The organism is Actinospineispora acaciae DSM 45401 (assembly GCF_000620785.1).
GTDB lineage: Bacteria > Actinomycetota > Actinomycetes > Mycobacteriales > Pseudonocardiaceae > Pseudonocardia > Pseudonocardia acaciae.
In genome coordinates this window covers 1,251,953-1,271,423 of sequence record NZ_JIAI01000002.1, presented here as the reverse complement: position 1 = coordinate 1,271,423, position 19,471 = coordinate 1,251,953, and the positions used below count along the sequence as shown (strand labels likewise).

Sequence of the window (19,471 nt, the reverse complement as noted above, 5' to 3'; positions counted from 1 at the left end):
GGCTCACAGCAGCTCGGGTGAGGCGAGTTGGCGGACGGCGTCGCGGGCGGCCGCCGGGTCGTCGGCCTCCCGGGCCGCTCCCGCCATGGCCTGGCATTCGGCGACGGTGTGGGTTGCGAGCGCGCGCCTGACCAGCGGCAGGGACGCCGGCGCCATGGACAGGCTGGTGACGCCCAGGCCGACGAGCACGAGCGCCATCAGGGGATCGCCGGCCGCCTCCCCGCACACCCCGACCGGACGGTTCGCCAGGCGGCCGGCGTCGGCGGTCATCGCGATCAGCTCCAGCGGGGCGGGCTGCCAGATGTCGAGCAGATCGGCCAGCGCGCCCTGCATCCGGTCTGCGGCGAGGCAGTACTGGGCCAGGTCGTTGGTGCCGAGGCTGACGAAGTCGCAGTGCCGCAGCAGGCGGGAGGCGTGCAGCGCGGCGGCCGGCACCTCGATCATCGCCCCGACGGTCGGCAGACCGGCCGCCCGGGCGCGTTCGACGAAGGTCGAGGCCTCGGCCGGGGTGGACACCATCGGCGCCATCACCCAGGCCTGCGCCTCGCGGCCGGCGGCGGCCTCGGCGATCGCGGCGAGCTGGTCGTCCAGCAGCTCGGGCCGCCGGCGCGCCACCCGCAGCCCGCGCACCCCGAGCGCGGGGTTCGCCTCGTCACCTTGATCCAGGAACGGCAACGGCTTGTCCGCGCCCGCGTCCAGGGTGCGGATGACGACCTTGCGCCCGGCGAACGCGTCCAGCACCGCCCGGTACGCCTCGACCTGCACCGACACCGGCGGCGGCGTGTGCCGGCTGAGGTAGAGCATCTCGGTTCTGAACAGGCCGACGCCCTCGGACGGGACGGTCGCGGCGGCGCGCGCGTCCGCGACAGTCCCCACGTTCACCAGCAGCGCGACCGGCAGGCCGTCGGCGGTCCGCCCGGGTCCGGTGTCGGCATCGGTGACGGCCCGGGTCGCGCTCCGGGCGGCCACCCTGGCCAGCGTGGCGGCGGGCGGGTCGACGGTCACCTCGCCGGCGGACCCGTCGACGGCCACGGTGACCCCGTCGGCCAGCGCCGCCGCGCCCGGGCAGCCGACCACCGCCGGGATCCCGAGCTGCTTGGCCAGGATCGCGGTGTGGCTGGTCGGGGTGCCCAGCTCGGTGACGAAACCGAGCACCCTGGCCGGGTCGAGCACGGCGGTGTCGGCCGGCGCGAGGTCGCGGGCGACCAGCACCGACGGCCGGGCCAGCGTGGGCACCCCGGGCATCGGCGCGCCGGTCAGCAGCGCGACCGCGCGCATCCGCACGTCCTCCAGGTCGGCCACCCGCTCGCCCAGGTAGCCACCCACCGCCCGCAGCGACTCGGCGAACTCGACCAGCGCCTCGTGCACCGCCCGAGCGGCCGTGCGCCCCTCACCCACCAGCGCCTCGACGCGCGCCGCCAGCTCGGGGTCCTCGGCCATCATGGCCGTCGCCTCCAGCACGTCCTCGGCACCGCCGCCGGCCGCCTCCCCCCGAGCCCGCAGCAGCCGCGCCACCTCCGCGAGCGCCCCCACCGCCCGCGCGGTGTCCTGCGCCGGAACACCCCCCGACGGCCCGGGGTCCGGGTCGGGCGGCGGCGGGGCGAGCCGGACCACCGGCCCGGACGCCGCGCCGGGGCTGACTCCGATGCCGCGCAGTACCTGAGACATGGCCGCCATCATGCCCCGCGCTTGCCATTCACGAACCCGACCGGCGATAGTCGGCCCGCAACGACCCCCGGAGGTTTGTCCATGATCGAACGTCAGGTTCGCGTCGCGTCCAAGGTCGGCCTGCACGCCCGGCCGGCCGCGGTCTTCGCCAAGGCGGCCGCCGCCGCGCCCGTCCCGGTCCGGGTCGCGGCCAACGGAAAACCCCCGGTCAGCGCCCGCAGCCTGATCAGCCTGCTCACCCTGGGCGTCCAGCATGGCGACCTGGTGACCCTCTCCGCCGAGGGCGACGGCGCCGAGCCAGCGCTCGACGACCTCGCCGCCCTGCTCGCCCGCGAGCTCGACGAGTGATCAACCGGTGACGATCCCGGCGACCAGGTTGATCGTGGTGGCCAGAATGACCGTCCCGAACACGTAGGACAACAGGCAGTGCCGTAACACCACCGCTCGAATCGTCGTACTCGAAACCCCGGTGTCCGACACCTGATACGTCATGCCGAGGTTGTAGCTGAAATACAGAAAGTCACGGTACGTCGGCGACTCCTGGGAGTTGAAGTCGATGCCGCCCTCGGTCTCCGCATAATAAAGGTACGCATACCGCGTGGCATACATCAGATGCAACGCCGCCCACGCGGTGAACACCCCGGCCAGCGCCGTCGCGGCCGTGGCATGCCCGGACTCCGAACGCCCGCTGACCAGCAAAACCACGATCATGATCAACCCCGCAAGCGCGGCCCCGACGACGACCAGCTCCTCGGCGACCGGCCGGAAGTCCTCACGGGAGACATTCCGACGGGTGGTCGCCGCGTCCATCGGCCACAGCACCGTCCACCCGGCCACAACAAAAGCCGCCGCGGTCGTCGCGATACCGGAGAGAACCCCCAACGGCACGCCCGCCGCAATTCCGACGACCACGCCGACAACCGCCCCGACAACAACCGCACCGGCCAGCCGGGCGACCGCCGACAGCGGCAACCACCTACGCATGGCCAGACACTAGTGTCTAGCCGGCCGCACTCCCCACCGGCGTCCGGTCGGCCACCGCAAGATCCAGCCGACCGTCCGCGCAGTCCACCCGCACCGTGTCGCCCGGGGTGATCTCCCCGGCCAGCAGCATCCGCGCCAGCGGCTTGTCCAGCTCCCGACGCAGCGTGCGGCGCAACGGCCGCGCCCCGAACTCGGGTTGGTAGCCGGTGTTCGCCAGCCAGTCCAGCGCCTGGTCGGACACCTCCAGCGTGACGTCCTGGGCGTGCAGCCGCCGCCGGGTGGACACCAGCATCAGCTCGGTGATCCGGTGCAGCTCGCGGCGGTCCAGGCCGTGGAACACGATGATCTCGTCGATGCGGTTGAGGAACTCCGGCCGGAACTGCTGGCGCAGCAGCCCCATCAGCCGCTCGCGCACCGGTTCGACGTCTCCCCCGGCACCCAGGATGAGGTCCGCCCCCAGGTTGCTGGTCATGATGATCACTGCGTGGGAGAAGTCGGCGGTGCGGCCCTGGGCATCGGTCAGCCGGCCGTCGTCGAGCACCTGCAGCAGCGTGTTGAACAGGTCCGGATGCGCCTTCTCGATCTCGTCGAACAACAGCACCGCGTACGGGCGCCGTCGCACCGCCTCGGTGAGCTGCCCGGCCTCCTCGTACCCGACGTACCCCGGCGGCGCGCCGAGCAGCCGGGACACCGTGTGCTTCTCCTGGAACTCGCTCATGTCGAAGCGCACCAACCGGTCCTCGTCGCCGAACAGCGCCTCGGCCAGCGCGCGGGCCAGCTCGGTCTTGCCCACCCCGGTCGGACCCAGGAACAGGAACGAGCCCACCGGCCGGCGCGGGTCGGTGAGCCCGGCGCGGGACTGGCGCACCGCCTCGGCGACGGCCTCCACCGCCTCGTCCTGGCCGATCACCCGCTCGTGCAGGTACTCCCCCAGATGCAGCAGCCGCTCGCGCTCCTCGGCGGTGAGCTGCGAGACCGGGATGCCGGTGGCGCGCGAGACCACCTCGGCGATGTCCTCGACGGTCACCTCCGGCACCGACCGGCCCGCCGACCGCGCCTCCTCCAACTGCTCTTCGACCTCGCCGATCTCCGCCTTGACGTCACCGGCCCGCTCGTAGTCCTCGGCGGCGACCGCGCTGTCCTTCTCCCGGTGCAGCCGGCCCAGGTGCTCCTCCAGCCCCTTCGTGTCCGGCGCCGGCGTCCGCGAGCGCAGCCGCACCCGGGCGCCGGCCTGGTCGACCAGGTCGATCGCCTTGTCCGGCAGGCAGCGGCCGGTGATGTAGCGGTCGGACAGCTCGGCCGCCGCGACCAGCGCCTCGGAGCCCAGCCGCACCTGGTGGTGCGCCTCGTAGCGGTCGGCCAGCCCCTTGAGGATCTCGATGGTGTCCTCGACCGACGGCTCGGGCACCAGGATCGGCTGGAAGCGCCGCTCCAGCGCGGCGTCCTTCTCGATGTAGCGGCGGTACTCGTCGATGGTGGTGGCGCCCACGACGTGCAGCTCGCCACGGGCCAGGGCCGGTTTGAGCAGGTTGCCGGCGTCCAGAGACGACCCAGCGCCCTCCGCCGAGCCGGCGCCGACCACGGTGTGCAGCTCGTCGATGAACAGCACCACCTCGCCCTCGGCGGCGCGCACCTCGTCGATGACCTTCTTCAGCCGCTCCTCGAACTCGCCCCGGTACTTGCTGCCCGCCACCAGCGCGCCCAGGTCCAGCGCGATGACCCGCTTGCCGGCGACGGTCTCCGGCACGTCGTTGTTGACGATCCGCTGCGCGATGCCCTCCACGATCGCCGTCTTGCCCACCCCGGCCTCGCCGATGAGCACCGGGTTGTTCTTGGTGCGCCGGGACAGCACCTCCAGGGTCTGCTCGACCTCGGACTCCCGCCCCACCACCGGGTCCAGCCGCCCGTCGCGCGCGGCGGCGGTCAGGTCCCGTCCGTACTCGTCCAGGGTCGGGGTCGTCGACCCAGGCTCACCGCTGGCGGCCGGCCCGGTGTCGATCCGCCCGAGCTGGCGCAGCGCCTGCCCGGCCGGGGTGTCCGGGTTCGCCGCCAACCCCAGCAGCACGTGCTCCGGCCCGATGTAGGAGGCCCCGGCGGCGCGGGACTGGGCGTGCGCGTCCAGCAGCGCCCGCTTGGCCGCCGGTGTCAGCCGTACCCCCTCGCCGCTGACCGGCGCGCCCGCGCCCGCCTCCTCCTGTTCGGCAACCGCTTGCATCCGCTCGGCCAGCGCGTCCGGCTCGGCCCCGGCCCTCTCCAACAGCTCCCGGGTGGCGGGCAGCTGGGTCGCCGCCCAGAGCAGGTGCTCGGTGTCGACGTCCGAGTTCCCCCACTGCTGGGCCTGCTCGGCGGCGCGCGCCACCAGCTCGCGGGACCGGTCGGACAACAGCCGCGACAGGTCCACCGACTGCACCTGCCGACGACCCCCGAACGGGTCACCCCGGAAGAAGCGGTTGAGGATCTCGTCAAACCCGAAATCGGCCCCGAAGGGGTCCACGCTCATCGCCTACCTCCGCTCGTCCGCCCCCTGCCCCATCGCGCGTGACCCACCTCACAGCGATATAACGTCGCCGACGCTACCCGGCGGGCGAGTCCGGCTGCCATCACTGGACCGGCTGGTCGACGGCCGCCCAAGGCGGGCCGGGCGTCCGCCGCTGTGCCAGGCTGATCGTCGGAACACGGACGATCAGCGCGGGGTGATGCCATGGCACGGCGGGAACGAACGCAGGACGTGTTGGCGCCGCCCGCGCGGGCGGCGATCTTCATGGTGGTCACCGTGCGGGCGGGCGCCGAGGCCGAGGTGAACGACCTGCTGGCCGACGTCGCGGGGTTGACCCGGGCGGTGGGGTTCCGGGTCCCGGAGGAGGGCCTGAGCTGCGTGGTCGGGGTCGGCGCCCGGCTCTGGGACCGGCTCTACGGCTCGCCGCGCCCGGCCGGCCTGCACCCGTTCCGGCCGCTGGCCGGCGCCGTGCACACGGCGGTCTCGACCCCCGGTGACCTGCTGTTCCACCTGCGCGCCGGGCGCCTGGACCTGTGCTTCGAGCTGGCCGGCCAGCTCATGGCCCGGCTCGAAGGGCTGGCCGACGTGGTCGACGAGGTGCACGGCTTCCGGTACTTCGACGAACGGGACCTGCTGGGCTTCGTCGACGGCACCGAGAACCCGACCGGCGACGAGGCGAGCGCCGCGGTGACCATCGGCGACGAGGACCCCGACTTCGCCGGCGGCAGCTACGTCATCGTGCAGAAGTACCTGCACGACCTGGACGCCTGGAACGCGCTGCCGGTCGAGGAGCAGGAGCGGGCCATCGGCCGGCGCAAGCTCAACGACATCGAGCTGCCCGACGCGGTGAAGCCGACCAACTCCCACGTCGCGCTGACCACGATCGAGGACCCGGACGGCACGGAACGGCAGATCGTGCGCGACAACATGGCGTTCGGCGCGGTCGGCGCCCGGGAGTTCGGCACCTACTTCATCGGCTACGCCGCCACCCCCGACGTGATCGAGCAGATGCTGACCAACATGTTCATCGGCGACCCGCCGGGCAACCACGACCGGATCCTGGACTTCTCCACCGCGGTGACGGGCGGGCTGTTCTTCGTACCCACCGCCGACTTCCTCGAAGACCCGCCCCCACCGCGCACCGAGGCCGAGGACGGCTCGCTGGGCATCGGCGGCCTGAGCAGCAAGGAGCACTCACCGTGAACAACCTGCACCGCGAGCTGGCCCCGATCTCCGACGCCGCCTGGGCCGAGATCGAGGAGGAGGCGCGCCGCACCTTCACCCGCCACGTCGCGGCCCGCCGGGTGGTGGACGTGGTCGGCCCGGCCGGCCCGACGCTGTCCGCCGTCGGCACCGGGCACCTGCGCGCGCTCGACGCCCCCGCCGAGGGCGTGAGCGTGCACCGCCGCGAGGCCCAGCCGGTCATCGAGCTGCGGGTGCCGTTCTCGGTGGACCGCCAGGCCGTGGACGACGTCGAGCGCGGCTCCAAGGACTCCGACTGGCAGCCGGTGAAGGACGCCGCGCGGAAGATCGCGCTGGTCGAGGACCGGACGATCTTCCACGGCTCCGGCCCGGCCGGGATCACCGGCATCGCCCCGGGCAGCTCGAACCCGCCGCTGCCGCTGCCGGCGGACATCCGGCAGATCCCCACCACCGTCGCGCAGGCGGTGAGCGCGCTGCGGCTGGCCGGCGTCGGCGGCCCGTACAGCCTGCTGCTGTCCGCCGAGGCGTACACCGAGGTCGTCGAGACCACCGACCACGGCTACCCGATCCGCGACCACCTCGCGCGGCTGCTGCGCGACGGCGAGATCATCTGGGCGCCCGCGCTGGACGGCGCCCTGCTCATCTCCACCCGGGGCGGGGACTACGAGCTGCACCTGGGCCAGGACCTGTCCATCGGCTACAGCTCCCACGACGCCGGCCACGTCGAGCTCTACCTGCAGGAGTCGCTCACGTTCCTGGCCCTGACCGCCGAGTCCAGCGTCCCGCTCACCGGCGGCTGAGCCGTCCGCGGGGGCTGACCTCGATCGGGATGTGCTTCATCACCGGCTGGCGGCTCTGCGCGCCGTAGTCGCCGATCGGGCAGAGCACGTTCAGCTCGGGCATGTACCCCGCCGCGCAGCCGGGCGGGATGTCGTAGCCCACCGCGCGGTAGCCGTGCGCGGTCCTGCGGGTGCCGTCGTGGGCGACGCTGGTGATGTCGATCAGGCCGAGCTCGGCGATCCCCCGCTCGGCCATGTCGGCGCGGTTCAGGAACAGCAGCGTGCGCAGGTTCTCCACGCCCCGGTAGCGGTCGTCGTCGGAGTAGACGGTGGTGTTGAACTGGTCGTGCGAGCGCATCGTGCTCAGCATCAGCCGCCCGTCGGCGGGCACCGCGTCGGCCAGCGGCGCGTGGGAGAACTCGGCCCGCCCGGAGCCGGTGAGGAAGATCCGCTCGCGCGCGGGCTGGCGGATCCGGAACCCCAGCGGCTGGCGCACCTGGCGGTTGAAGTCCTCGAACCCGTCCAGGGCCAGGGCCATCCGGTCGCGGATCCGGTCGTAGTCGCCGACCAGCTCCAGCCACGGGGTCCGTGAGTCGGGCAGCGTGGCGCGGGCCAGGCCGGCGATGATGGCCGGCTCGGAGCGCAGGTGCGGCGACGCCGGTTCCTTCAGCCCGACCGACAGGTGCACCATGCTCATCGAGTCCTCGACGGTGATCGACTGGACGCCGCCGGCCTGGTAGTCCTTCTCGGTGCGGGGCACGCACGGCAGGATCAGCGCGGCCCGGCCGTGCACCAGGTGCGAGCGGTTGAGCTTGGTCGAGACCTGCACGGTGAGGTCGCATTTCCGCAGCGCGTCGAAGGTGTAGGCGGTGTCCGGGGCGGCCATCGCGAAGTTGCCGCCCATCCCGACGAACACGCCGACCTCGCCCCGGTGCATCGCGGTGAGGGTGCCGACCGTGTCCAGCCCGCGCTCGCGCGGCGGGGTGATCTCGCAGGCCGTCGCGATGCGGTCGAGCAGCGCGTCCGAGGGATGGTGGTCGATGCCGCAGGTGCGGTTGCCCTGCACGTTGCTGTGCCCCCGGATCGGGCACGGCCCGGCCCCGGCGCGGCCGATGTTGCCGCGCAGCAACAGCAGGTTGACGATCTCGCGGATGGTGTCCACGCCGTGGCCCTGCTGGCTCACCCCCAGGCACCAGCCGATGATGGTGGCCCGCGCCTTCCGGTAGATCTCGGCGACCGCGCGGATCCGCTCGCGCGCCACCCCGGACTGGCGCTCCAGCTCCGACCAGTCGGCGGCCTCGCACAGCGCCCGGTACTCCTCGAAGCCCTGCGTGTGCCGGTCGATGAACTGGTGGTCCAGCGCGGTGGGATCGGTCCGGGCAGCCTCCAGCAGCGCCTTGGCCACGCCCCTGACCAGCGCGGCGTCCCCGCCGATGCGCGGCTGCACGTTCAGGGTGCTGGTCGGCGTCGCGCGGTGCAGCGCCATGCGCGCGAGCTCGTGCGGCACGATCGTGCGGGTGGCGGCCGCCTCGACCAGCGGGTTGACGTGCACCAGGGCGGCGCCTCGGCGGTACGCCTTGGCCAGCGAGGTGAGCATCCGGGGGCCGTTCGAGGCGGCGTTGACGCCGAGCAGGATGATGGCGTCGGCCTTGTCCCAGTCGACCAGGTCGACCGTCCCCTTCCCGGTCCCCAGCGCCGCCCGCAGCGCCACGCCGCTGGCCTCGTGGCACATGTTCGAACAGTCCGGCATGTTGTTGGTGCCGAACTCGCGGACGAACCATTGATAGAGGAAGCTGGCCTCGTTTCCGAGCCGACCGGACGTGTAGAAAGCGGCATTGTCCGGAGAGTCGAGCCCGCGCAGCGCCTGCCCGACCATGGCGAATGCCGCCGGCCATTCGATGGGGACGTAATGGTCCGTTTCCGGGTCGTAGACCATGGGTTCGATCAGCCGGCCGGCGTCCTCCAGCGCAAAGTCGCTCCACCCCATCAGCTCGGTCACCGAATGGGCGGCGAAGAACTCCCGCCCCACCCGTTTCGAGGTCATCTCCCAGGTGGAGTGCTTGATGCCGTTCTCGCAGATGTCCATGCGCAGGCCCTTGCGGTCGTCCGGCCAGGCGCAGCCCGGACAGTCGAACCCGCCGTCCTCATGGTTCATCCGCAGGATGATCCGGGGCCCGTCCAGCAGCTCCCGCTGCCGCGCCAGCACCTCCCCGACGCTGCGGGCGGCCCCCCAGCCCGCGGCGGGATGGCGGTAGTCCCGCTGCGAAGGCGCACCGCCGGTGCCCGGCCCGCACCCGGCCGCCGGCGAGTCCGGCGTACCCTGCCCGCGCAACTCCTCCGACGCCATCACGCCGCCCTCCGTCACATTTTCCGACGCTTTACGGGGACGGCCGGAGCATTTCTTGTCACTTATTGACCAGCCCGTATCCATGCTCGCACATCGACATTCCCCGTCACCATTACTCGCACCGGTTCTCGTCCGACGGACGCCCGAGTTCGTGATCCACACCGGGTTGGCAGAATGGCGGGGTGGCTGGAGAATCCTCCTATGTGGAGCGTGCGCCGGCGCCCGCGCTGGCGGCGCTCGCCTCGTCCGTCTGGATCCAGCGGGTGGGTAACGAACCCGTGACGCAGCGGCACGAGCCACACGGCGGCGCCGAGGTGCGGTGCGTGCTCGGCGAGGCGCCCCGGCTGCTCGGGCCGCTGACCACCGCGACGCACCGGGAGATCCCGGCGGGCGGCACCGTGATCGGGATGCGGCTGCGCCCGGGGGTGCTCGGCGGCCTGGTCGGCATGCCGGCCGACGAGCTCACCGACCTGGACGTCCCCGGCGCCGACCTCTGGCGCGACATGACCCGCCTGACCGACAGCCTCGGCGGCGCCGCCACGCCGAAGGCCGCGCTGGCCACGCTCCAGTCGTTCGTCGCGCGGTCCGCCGGCGACCCGGACCCGCTGGTCGACGAGGCCGTCCGGCGCCTCATGCCGTGGCACGGCGGCGGGACGGCCACCCTGCCCGCGCTGCTTTCGATCTCGGAACGGCAGCTGCGGCGCCGGTGCCGGGCGGCGGTCGGGGTCGGCCCGAAGGAGCTGCACCGCATCCTGCGCCTGCGGGGCTTCAGCGCGCGCGTCCAGGCGTCCATCGCCCGAGGCTCGGACGTCGACCTCGCCCGGTGGGCCGTCGAGACCGGGTACCACGACCAGGCGCACCTGACCCGCGAGTGCCGCCGGCTGCTCGGGGTGACGCCCGGCGAGTTCCTCGCGCAGTCGACCGCCACCTGCGCCTGCGGGCACGACCATGCCGCGTCCTACGTCCCGATGCTGCGCCCCGAGGATGGCCGTTCTGTACAAGAGCGGCGGTCGGTTCCGGCCTAGCGTCGTGACACGGAAGGTTGGTGCGTTTATTCGGTGGATCCAGGCGTCGGCTGGCAAGGCGGAGGAGCCCCAGATACCGGGGTTGTATCTGGGGCGACGACAACGCCGCCAGGCGGCGTCTGGGCCGCCGAGAAACGTGCCGAACCTTTCGTGTCGCGGCGCTAGCGTCGCTGTCGCACGGTTCGAGACGCTGTGGAGGGACGCGCGTGATTCTTGTTACCGGTGGCCTGGGTTCGATCGGGTCACACACCGCACGGGCACTGCTGGACCTGGGCGAGTCCGTCGTGGTCACCGCGCACCGGTCCACCGCGCTGCCCGAGCACCTCGCCGGCCGGGTCGTCGTCGAGCCGCTGGACACCACCGACCGGGCGAGCTTCCTCGACATCGGCACGCGGCACGAGATCACCGGCATCGTGCACCTCGCGGCGGCCCGCTACGACCTGCCCGACCCGGTCGCCTACCTGCGCGCCGACTCCCTCGCGCTGCTCAACGCGCTCAATGCCGCCACCGCGTGGGGCGTGCGGCGGTTCTCCGTCGCCAGCAGCATCGCCGTGTACATGGGTGTGGACGAGGTCCCGCTGCGGGAGGACGCCCCGCTGCCGGTGCTGGCGGCCCACCAGATCCCGGTGTTCAAGAAGACGGCCGAGCTGTTCGCCGCGCTGGCCGGCGACAGCGCCGGGTTCGACACGGTGGCCCTGCGCATCGGCACCGTCTGGGGGCCTCTCGGCGTGCCCGACAACCCGTTCACCCCGCTGCCCCGCCTGGTCAACGCGGCGGTCCGGGGCGAGGACCCCGACCTCACCCCGCCCCGGCCACCGGCGTACGCCGAGGACGCCACGGACCTCTGCTACGTCAAGGACTGCGGGCGGGCCATCGCGCTGCTCATGCTCGCCGACCGGCTCAACCACCGCACCTACAACGTCTCGTCGGGACGGCCGGTGCGCTACGGCGAGGTGGTCGACGCGATCAACGCCGCCGTGCCGGGCGCAAACCTCACCCTCCCGGCGGGCCGCAACCCCGAAAGGCCCCCGGACACGTACCTGGACATCACCCGGCTACAGGCGGACACCGGCTTCCGTCCCGAGTACGACGTCGACCGCGCCGTGTCCGACTACGTCGGCTGGCTGCGACACCACGAGGAGTAGAGAGATGGCCACGGTTGTCATGCAGGCCGTCGTGTCGGTGGACGGCTTCATCGCCTATCCCGACGACACGGTCGGGCCGCTGTTCGACTGGTACGGCAACGGCGACCACGAGTTGACCGCCAGGCCGAGCGGCTGGACGTTCAACGTCTCGCGGACGTCCGCGGAGCACGTCCAGCCGTTCTGGGACGCCATCAAGGTCACCGTGATCGGCCGCCACCTGTTCGACACCACGAACGGCTGGGACGGCAACCCGGCGGCCGGGGACGAGCTGGTCGTCGTCACCCACCGGCCGTTGCCGCAGCGGTGGCTCGCCGACCACCCGGACGCACCGTTCCACACCGCCGACTCGGTCGAGTCGGGCATCGCGCTCGCCAAGAAGCTCGCGGGCGACGGCATCGTCGACGTGACCGCCGGCGACCTCGGCGGGCAGGCGTTCTCCGCCGGGCTGGTCGACGAGGTGGCGATGGACGTCGTCCCGGTGGTCATGGGCGAAGGCGTGCGCTTCTTCGGCGGCCACACCGGAACCGTGCTCCTCGGCGACCCCTACCAGGTGGTCCAGGGCGACCGCGTGATGCACCTGCGCTACAAGGTCAAGCGCTAAACGTCGTAGTACCCCTCGATCGGCACCTTCGCCTCGTCGTAGAGGTGCGGCCCGTCGGTCGGCACCGCCGGGAACCCGCCGCCGGACGTGCGCAGCCCGTCGAGCTGGCCGGACGACAGCGCGAACACCACCCGCCCGAGCCCGGACCGGGCGATCGCCCCCGCGCACATCCCGCACGGCTCGCAGCTGGTGTACATGGTGGTGCGCGCCGCCGTGTCCGCGTCCAGCTCCCGGCCCGCCCAGCGGGCCAGCTTCAGCTCCGGGTGCGCGGTGATGTCGCCGTCGCTCACGCTGGAGTTGCGGTCCTCCGCCAGCACCGACCCGTCCGGCCCGACCAGCAACGACCCGAACGGCGGGTTCCCGCTCGACCGCGCCTCGCCGGCCAACGCGATCGCCCGCCGCAGGTGCTCTTCGTCCACCGCGCAACTCCTCTCACAGTGCCAGGCGATGCCCAGGCCACGTTCAGGGGTTTCTCATGCCGGCTCGGTTCACTGGTGTTCGAGCGGTCCCCGTCACCTTCGCCGAACCCCCGGACACCGAATCATGTCACCGAGCGCTCCCGAGGCAGACGCCGCGCTGCCCTGCACCACGGCCGATCCCGACCTGTGGTTCGCCGAGTTCCCGCATCAGCTCGCCCGAGCCCAGGCGCTGTGCCGCGAATGTCCGCTGCGAGTTACCTGCCTGGCCGACGCGCTGGCTCGCGGCGAACCCTGGGGCGTGTGGGGCGGCCACATCTTCGAGCGTGGCCGCATCGTCCCAACCAAGCGCGGCCGGGGCCGTCCCCGCCGTCCCCGCAGGGCGGCGTGAGCCCGCTCAGGCGTGGGCGGCCAGCAGGGCGAGCAGTCCGGAGACGGCCTGGTCGAACGGCTCGGCGGTGCCCGAGGCGCGGGCCAGCACGTACCCGCCCTGCAGCGCGGCGATGATGGCCGAGGCGGTGGTCGCGGGGTCCAGCGCGGAGCCCAGCTCGCCCGCCTCGCGGCCCTCGTCGAGCACCCGCGCCAGCCGGGCGTGCAGCCACTCGAACAACCCCTCGACCGGCTCGCGCAGCGCCGGGTCGGCCATCACGTCCGGGTCCTGGGTCAGCCTGCCGACCGGGCAGCCCCTCAGCACGTCGCGGTCGCGCCGCAGGTACGCCGTGATGCGGTCGACGGCCGTGCCGGGCCCGGACAGCGGCTCCTCGATCGAGGCCCGCAGCTCCTCGGCGGTGCGGCGGATCGCGGCCAGCGCCAGGTCGTGCTTGCCGGCGAAGTGGTGGTACATGCTGCCCTGCCCGGCATCGGCGCGGCGCTGGATGGCCTTCGGGCTGGTGCCCACGTAGCCGCGCTCCCACAGCAGCGCGCGGGTGCTCTCGATCAGCCGCTCCTCCGTACCCACGCCCAGAATTGTACCTACTAGTATGCACAGGCATGCCGATAGATCCCCAGGTCCGCGCGCTCCTCGACCAGCTGGCCTCGGCCGGCGCCATCCCCCTCGTCCGGGGCAGCGCCCGGGAGACCCGCGAGCACTACCGGACGCTCGCGATGGCCCGGCGCGGCGACGGCTACCGCCCGGAGCCGGTGGCAGGCGTCGCGGACCACGCCATCGACGGGCCTGGCGGCCCGCTGCCGCTGCGGGTCTACACCCCGGCGGTCGACCGAGGCCGGGTGTTCACCTTCCTGCACGGCGGCGGCTGGGTGGTCGGCGACCTGGACACGCACGACCCGGTGTGCCGGGCGCTGGCGAACTCGCTGGGCGCCACCGTGGTCGCCGTCGACTACCGGCTCGCGCCCGAGCACCCCCACCCGGCCGCGCTGGACGACACCATGGCCGCGCTCGCCTGGACCGCCGCCGAGTTCCCCGGCCGCCCGCACGTGGTCGGCGGCGACAGCGCCGGGGGCAGCCTCGCCGCCGGCGCGGCACTGCGCGCCCGGGACGCCGGCGGACCCCGGCTCGCCGCGCAGCTGCTCATCTACCCGGCCACCGATCCCACGCTGCGCCAACCCTCGATGCGGGACAACGCCGAGGGCTTCTTCCTCACCGGCCGCGACGTCGCCTGGTTCTACGACCGCTACGTACCGGCCGAGCACCGCACCGAACCCGTGATCGACCTGCTGCACGCCGCCGACCTCGACAACCTCCCACCCTCGGTGGTCACCACCGCCGAGTTCGACCCGCTGCGCGACGAGGGCGACGCCTACGCCGAACGGCTGCGCGCCGCCGGAGTCCGGGTGGAGCACGTCCCCGCCGCCGGGCTGATCCACGGCTACTTCGGCTTCCTCGGCCTGGTGGACGCCGCCGACAAGTACGCCCGGGTGGTCCTCGGTCACCTGGACGGACTGCTCCCCTGACGGCTACACCTCGGTCGTCTCCAGGGCGGCGACCAGGGTGTCGACGAACTCCTGGACGGCGGCGGGCAGGTGCCGGCCGGCCTGGGTCTGCACCTGGAGGGTGCGCTGGCGCAGCTCCCGGTCGCGCAGCCTGATCGCCACCACCTCCCCGGCCGCCACGTGCGCGCCGACCGAGATCATGCCGATCACCCCGACGGCGTCGCCCCGGCCGATGAACCGCACCATCGCGCCCGGGTTGTCGCAGACCAGCACCGGTTCGATGGGCGTGCCCTGGGCCGCGCTCAGCACGTCGAGGAGCTGGCGGTTGGTGGTGCGCGGCGGGTTGAGCACCAGCGGGTAGGGCAGCAGCTCGGCGAGGTTCACACTGGCCCGCCCGGCCAGCTCGTGCCCGGCGCGGACCACCGCGCGCAGCGGCGCCGGCGTGGAGTACGCGATGCGCACCCCGCGCTCGATGGCGATGTTGAACGTGACCGCCACGTCGGCGGCGCCGTCGCGCACCATGTGGGTGGCCGCGAGCGGGTCGGTGACGTGCAGCTCGAACCGCACGCCGCCGTGCAACCCCCGGTAGTCGGCGGCCACCCTGGGCAGGAACTCGTACCCGATGCCGCTGGAGGAGGCCAGCGAGATCAGCGTGTCCGCGCCGCGCCGCTCGTGGATCTGGTCCACCAGCCGCCCGGCGTCGCGGATCACCCGCCGCGCGAAGCCGGCGAACGCGTGCCCGGCCTCGGTGGGCACCACGCCGCTGGGCAGCCGTACGAACAGCGGCGCGCCCGCCTCCTTCTCCAGCCGCGCGACCTGCCGGCTGACCGCCGAGCCCGCCACGAACAGCCGCCGGGCCGCCGCGTTCACCGACCCGGTCTCGTACACGGCGAGGAAGTACCGCAACGCCGGCTCGTACAGCGCCATGACCGCACCGTAGCGAGCGTTGCCGCAACGGCAACGCCCACGAGCGCAAAAAGCTAGCGCTATATCCCCTGGTCGGCCTTGCTCCCGGCGGTGACCCGTGTCACTTTTCAGTCTCTGGTTGCCCGAGCCAAAGGACGTGCATGAGCCGCGACACCGCACTGGAACTCGCCGTCGACTACTTCGACTCCGGCCATTTCCGCGATGACCTCGCGCGCCGGGTCGCCGTGCCGACGCAGAGCCAGGACCCGGCGTCCGGCCCGATCCAGCGCGAGTACCTGGCCACCCAGATCATCCCGGACACCGAGCGGCTCGGGTTCACCGCGCGCATCGAGGAGAACCCCGTCTCCCCCGCCCACCCGTTCCTCATCGCGCACCGCCACGAGGGCGACGGCCTGCCGACAGTGCTCACCTACGGGCACGGCGACGTGCAGCTCGCGCACCCCGACCAGTGGCGCGACGGGCTGGACCCGTGGCGGCTGACCATCGAGGGCGACAGGTGGTACGGGCGGGGCACGGCGGACAACAAGGGCCAGCACACGGTGAACCTGGCCGCGCTGGAGCAGGTGCTGCGCGCCCGGGGCGGCCGGCTCGGGTTCAACGTGAAGCTACTGCTGGAGACCGGCGAGGAGACCGGCTCGCCGGGCCTGCCCGAGGTGTGCGCGCGGCTGGCCGACGAGCTACGCGCCGACCTGCTGATCGCCTCGGACGGCCCCCGGCTGGCGGCCGAGCGGCCGACGCTGTTCCTCGGCTCGCGCGGCTGCACGAACTTCACCCTGCGCTACCGGGCGCGGGTGGGCAGCCACCACTCCGGCAACTGGGGCGGCGTGCTGCGCAACCCGGCGACCGTGCTGGTGGGCGCGCTGGCCACGATGGTCAGCGGGGATGGTCGGCTGCTCGTGGAGGGCCTGCGGCCGCCGCCGATCCCGGACTCGGTGCGCGCCGCTCTCGGCAAGATCGAGGTGGACGCCTCGCCGGGCAGCCCGGCCATCGACCCGGACTGGGGCGAGCCCGGGCTGACCCCGTCCGAGCGGCTGTTCGGCTGGAACACCCTGGAGGTCCTGGCGATGACCGCGGGCGACCCGGACGGCCCGGTGAACGCCATCCCCGGCGAGGCGCGGGCGCACTGCCAGCTGCGGTACGTGGTCGGCACCGACGCGGCGGACCTGGAGCCGATCGTGCGCGCCCACCTGGACGCGCACGGCTACCCGATGGTCGAGGTGTCGGTGCAGCACCGGATGGCGGCCACCCGGCTCGACCCCGAGCACCCGTGGATCCACTGGGCGCTCGGCTCGCTGGAACGCACCACCGGCAAGGAGCCGGGGCTGCTGCCCAACCTCGGCGGCTCGCTGCCCAACGAGGCCTTCGCCGACGTGCTGGGCCTGCCCACCATCTGGATCCCGCACTCGTACGCCGGCTGCGCCCAGCACGCGCCGAACGAACACCTGCTGGGCTCGCTCACCCGCGAGGCGCTGCAAATCATGGCCGGGCTCTTCTGGGACCTCGGCGAGATCGACAGAGTCCCCTAGACATCAAGGAGCGTGCCATGGCGGCACCCGGGTCCGCGACCACCGACACCGGCGGCAGGAAGATCAGCTCGACGCGGATCATCGCCGCCGCGTCGATCGGCAACGCCCTGGAGTGGTACGACATCTCGGCGTACGCGGTGTTCGCCGTCTACATCTCCAAGGCCTTCTTCACCAACAGCGACCCGGCCGTCTCGCTGATGCTCGCGCTCGGCACGTTCGCCGTCTCGTTCCTCATCCGTCCGATCGGCGCGCTGGCGATCGGCGGGTACGCCGACCGGAAGGGCCGCAAGCCCGCGCTCACCCTGTCGCTGGGGCTGATGATGGTCGGCACGCTGCTCATCTGCGTGATGCCCACCTACGCGGCGATCGGCGTCGCGGCGCCGATCGGGATCCTGCTGGCCCGGCTGATCCAGGGGTTCGCGGCCGGCGGCGAGTACGGCAGCGCGACCGCGCTGATGGTGGAGCACATGCCGCACCGGCGCGGGTTCGCGGCGAGCTGGCAGTTCACCAGCCAGTCGATGAGCACGCTGCTGTCCGGGCTGATCGGCACCGCGCTCACCAACACGCTCACCCCGGAGCAGCTCGACTCCTGGGGCTTCCGCGTGCCGTTCATCTTCGGGCTGCTGGTCGGCCCGGTCGGGCTCTACATCCGGCGGCACATGCCGGAGTCGGCCGAGGCCGAGCGGGTGATCGCGTCCGGCGAGCGGGCCACGCCGGTCACCACGCTGTTCGCCCAGCAGAAGCTGCTGGTGCTGCTGGCGATCGGGATCATGGCGGTCACCACCTGCGTGAACTACATGATCACCTACATCCCGACGTTCTCGGTGCAGCAGCTCAAGTTGCCGGCGTCCAGCTCGTTCGTCTGCCTGATCGTCTCGGCGGTGCTGCTCATCGCGGTCACGCCGGTGGTCGGGCACCTCTCGGACCGCTACGGCCAGCTGAACATCATGATCCCGGCCTCGATACTGCTGCTGGTGCTGATCTTCCCGATGTTCGCGCTGATGGTCGGCCTGCCGACGCTGGGCGTGCTGCTGGTCGTGGTGGGCCTGCTCTCGCTGCTCAAGGGCGCCTACTTCGGCCCGATGGCCGCCGTGCTGGCGATGCTCTTCCCGACCGGCACCCGCGCCACCGGGCAGGCGGTGGGCTACAACATCGGCGTGGCCATCTTCGGCGGGTTCACCCCGCTGGTCGCCACCTGGCTGATCAAGACCACCTCGCTGAGCGTGGCCCCCAGCTTCTGGGTGATCGTCGCCGGGGTGGTCAGCCTGACCAGCCTGATCGTCATCCGCAAGCGGCTCGGGATGCGGTAGCCGCGCTACAGCGGCAGGACCACCGGGCGCCGGACGTGACCGAAGATCACCGACGTCCGCACGTGCACGATCTCCCGCCGCTGGGTGAGCCGGTCCAGGACGAACGAGCTGAGCTGGTCGTTGTCGGCCACCGCGACGTGCAGCAGGAAGTCGTCGCCGCCGGACATGACGAAGTACGCCAACACCTCCGGCAGCCCCGCCACGAACGCCTGGAACGAGTCGATCACCGCGCGGTCCGGCGGGCGCAGCTGCACGGCCACCATCGCCTGGGTGCCGCGCCCGATCCCCCGCAGGTCCACCTCGGCGTGCCGGCCGCGCAGGATGCCGCGCCTGGTCAGCCTGCGGATGCGCTCCAGGCAGGTGGACTGCGCCACGTGCAGCCGCGCGGCCAGCTCCTTGTTCGTCAGCCCGGCGTCCTCCTGCAGGAGCCTCAGCAGCACCGTGTCAAGTTCGTCCAGCACCGTCGCCAGCGCCTCGCCTCCGTGTGAATTTCGGACTTTACGATGAGATGCCGAACTTATCACGGCAAGAGAGTCGAATGTCCGCAGCCTTCACTACGTTGGGCGCCATGACAGACCAGCCAGGGTTCAAGTGCGCGATCGTGGTCAGCGACGAGCTGCCCACCGGGCTCGCGGTCAACGCGGCGAGCGTGCTCTCGCTGACCATGGGGCACCGCGTCGACGGGCTCGTCGGGGTGGACGTGAAGGACGCCGACGGCGTGACCCACCCCGGCATCATCCACACCCCGCTGCCGATCCTGGTGGCGCCGCGCGAGCGGGTGAACACCATCGCGCGGGCCTCGGCCGGGCGGGACGACATGTTCTTCGTCGGCTTCAGCTCGCTGGCCCAGGCCTGCCGGACCTACGAGGAGTACATCGACAAGATGGGCGCCACCCCGACCGCCGAGCTGACCAGCGTCGGTGTAGGCCTCTACGGCCCGCGCAAGCAGGTCAACAAGCTCGTCGGCTCGCTGCCGCTGCTGCGCTGACGACCGCCGGACGCGCGTGGGCGGCTGGAGCATGCGGCCCGGCACCTCTACACCGGCGCCATTGCGAACGCCCCGGCCGGCGGGGCGCCGATCGACGCGCCGAGGGCGGCGGCGGTGCCGCACTGCCGCACGAAGAACGCGGCGAGCTCATCCGGCAGCGTCAGG

Annotated in this window: 19 protein-coding genes; 11 read left to right on the top strand and 8 right to left on the bottom strand. The window is 72.6% G+C overall.

Annotated elements, in window-relative coordinates:
* Nucleotides 1-3: 3 nt before the first annotated feature.
* Nucleotides 4-1,668 carry a phosphoenolpyruvate--protein phosphotransferase gene (gene ptsP / locus N912_RS0115770; protein WP_028923192.1) on the bottom strand — a complete coding sequence of 555 codons (1,665 nt, stop codon included), beginning with the start codon at nt 1,666-1,668 and terminating at the stop codon, nt 4-6.
* Between the two features lie 81 nt (nt 1,669-1,749).
* On the opposite strand from ptsP, the gene N912_RS0115765 reads away from it, so the two are divergent.
* Entirely contained in the window at nt 1,750-2,016 is a 267-nt protein-coding gene (locus N912_RS0115765) for an HPr family phosphocarrier protein (protein WP_028923191.1), read from the top strand.
* Here N912_RS0115765 and N912_RS0115760 read toward each other — a convergent pair whose 3' ends face one another.
* On the bottom strand, nt 2,017-2,640 hold the full coding sequence (locus N912_RS0115760; RefSeq protein ID WP_211261244.1) for a DUF1345 domain-containing protein: 624 nt from the start codon (nt 2,638-2,640) through the stop codon (nt 2,017-2,019).
* A 28-nt stretch (nt 2,641-2,668) separates the two neighbouring features.
* A complete protein-coding gene (locus N912_RS0115755) occupies nt 2,669-5,152 on the bottom strand; it encodes an ATP-dependent Clp protease ATP-binding subunit (protein ID WP_028923189.1) in 2,484 nt (827 codons plus the stop codon).
* 201 nt (nt 5,153-5,353) lie between these two features.
* On the opposite strand from N912_RS0115755, the gene N912_RS0115750 reads away from it, so the two are divergent.
* Both N912_RS0115750 and N912_RS0115745 read left to right on the top strand, forming a co-directional pair.
* Nucleotides 5,354-6,352, top strand: a complete 999-nt coding sequence (locus N912_RS0115750; protein ID WP_028923188.1) for a Dyp-type peroxidase — start codon at nt 5,354-5,356, stop codon at nt 6,350-6,352.
* Nucleotides 6,349-7,152 (top strand): family 1 encapsulin nanocompartment shell protein, encoded by an 804-nt coding sequence (locus N912_RS0115745; protein ID WP_028923187.1) that lies wholly within the window; start codon nt 6,349-6,351, stop codon nt 7,150-7,152. The genes N912_RS0115750 and N912_RS0115745 overlap by 4 nt, the downstream gene beginning before the upstream one ends.
* On the opposite strand, the gene N912_RS0115740 is transcribed toward N912_RS0115745, so the two are convergent.
* Nucleotides 7,139-9,478, bottom strand: coding sequence for an FdhF/YdeP family oxidoreductase (locus N912_RS0115740; RefSeq protein WP_028923186.1), 2,340 nt, complete (start codon nt 9,476-9,478; stop codon nt 7,139-7,141). The genes N912_RS0115745 and N912_RS0115740 overlap by 14 nt on opposite strands.
* Nucleotides 9,479-9,681: 203 nt before the next feature.
* On the opposite strand from N912_RS0115740, the gene N912_RS52175 reads away from it, so the two are divergent.
* From N912_RS52175 to N912_RS0115725, 3 genes are all read left to right on the top strand, one after another.
* Nucleotides 9,682-10,503: an AraC family transcriptional regulator gene (locus N912_RS52175; protein WP_245645288.1), complete on the top strand. Its 822-nt coding sequence runs from the start codon at nt 9,682-9,684 to the stop codon at nt 10,501-10,503.
* Between the two features lie 206 nt (nt 10,504-10,709).
* On the top strand, nt 10,710-11,648 hold the full coding sequence (locus tag N912_RS0115730; protein ID WP_028923185.1) for an NAD-dependent epimerase/dehydratase family protein: 939 nt from the start codon (nt 10,710-10,712) through the stop codon (nt 11,646-11,648).
* Nucleotides 11,649-11,652: 4 nt separating this feature from the next.
* A complete protein-coding gene (locus N912_RS0115725; protein ID WP_028923184.1) occupies nt 11,653-12,249 on the top strand; it encodes a dihydrofolate reductase family protein in 597 nt (198 codons plus the stop codon).
* Here N912_RS0115725 and N912_RS0115720 read toward each other — a convergent pair.
* Nucleotides 12,246-12,668 (bottom strand): nucleoside deaminase, encoded by a 423-nt coding sequence (locus N912_RS0115720; protein WP_028923183.1) that lies wholly within the window; start codon nt 12,666-12,668, stop codon nt 12,246-12,248. The two genes, N912_RS0115725 and N912_RS0115720, sit on opposite strands and share 4 nt — an antisense overlap.
* Nucleotides 12,669-12,792: 124 nt before the next feature.
* Here N912_RS0115720 and N912_RS62065 point away from each other — a divergent pair, with 124 nt between their 5' ends.
* Entirely contained in the window at nt 12,793-13,056 is a 264-nt protein-coding gene (locus N912_RS62065) for a WhiB family transcriptional regulator (RefSeq protein WP_084210892.1), read from the top strand.
* Nucleotides 13,057-13,062: 6 nt separating this feature from the next.
* Here the strand turns inward: N912_RS62065 and N912_RS0115715 are convergent, their stop codons facing one another.
* Entirely contained in the window at nt 13,063-13,623 is a 561-nt protein-coding gene (locus tag N912_RS0115715) for a TetR/AcrR family transcriptional regulator (RefSeq protein ID WP_028923182.1), read from the bottom strand.
* Nucleotides 13,624-13,655: 32 nt separating this feature from the next.
* On the opposite strand from N912_RS0115715, the gene N912_RS0115710 reads away from it, so the two are divergent.
* Nucleotides 13,656-14,576 (top strand): alpha/beta hydrolase, encoded by a 921-nt coding sequence (locus tag N912_RS0115710; RefSeq protein ID WP_037064457.1) that lies wholly within the window; start codon nt 13,656-13,658, stop codon nt 14,574-14,576.
* 3 nt (nt 14,577-14,579) lie between these two features.
* Here N912_RS0115710 and N912_RS66470 read toward each other — a convergent pair whose 3' ends face one another.
* Nucleotides 14,580-15,482, bottom strand: coding sequence for a LysR family transcriptional regulator (locus N912_RS66470; protein WP_028923180.1), 903 nt, complete (start codon nt 15,480-15,482; stop codon nt 14,580-14,582).
* Between the two features lie 140 nt (nt 15,483-15,622).
* On the opposite strand from N912_RS66470, the gene N912_RS0115700 reads away from it, so the two are divergent.
* Nucleotides 15,623-17,008, top strand: a complete 1,386-nt coding sequence (locus N912_RS0115700) for a M20 family metallopeptidase (protein WP_028923179.1) — start codon at nt 15,623-15,625, stop codon at nt 17,006-17,008.
* 17 nt (nt 17,009-17,025) lie between these two features.
* Nucleotides 17,026-18,318 carry an MFS transporter gene (locus N912_RS0115695; protein WP_051580217.1) on the top strand — a complete coding sequence of 431 codons (1,293 nt, stop codon included), beginning with the start codon at nt 17,026-17,028 and terminating at the stop codon, nt 18,316-18,318.
* Nucleotides 18,319-18,323: 5 nt separating this feature from the next.
* Here the strand turns inward: N912_RS0115695 and N912_RS0115690 are convergent, their stop codons facing one another.
* Nucleotides 18,324-18,779, bottom strand: coding sequence for an Lrp/AsnC family transcriptional regulator (locus N912_RS0115690; RefSeq protein ID WP_342670857.1), 456 nt, complete (start codon nt 18,777-18,779; stop codon nt 18,324-18,326).
* Nucleotides 18,780-18,886: 107 nt separating this feature from the next.
* Here N912_RS0115690 and N912_RS0115685 point away from each other — a divergent pair, with 107 nt between their 5' ends.
* Nucleotides 18,887-19,306, top strand: coding sequence for a DUF2000 domain-containing protein (locus N912_RS0115685; protein WP_028923176.1), 420 nt, complete (start codon nt 18,887-18,889; stop codon nt 19,304-19,306).
* The last annotated feature ends 165 nt before the right edge of the window (nt 19,307-19,471 follow it).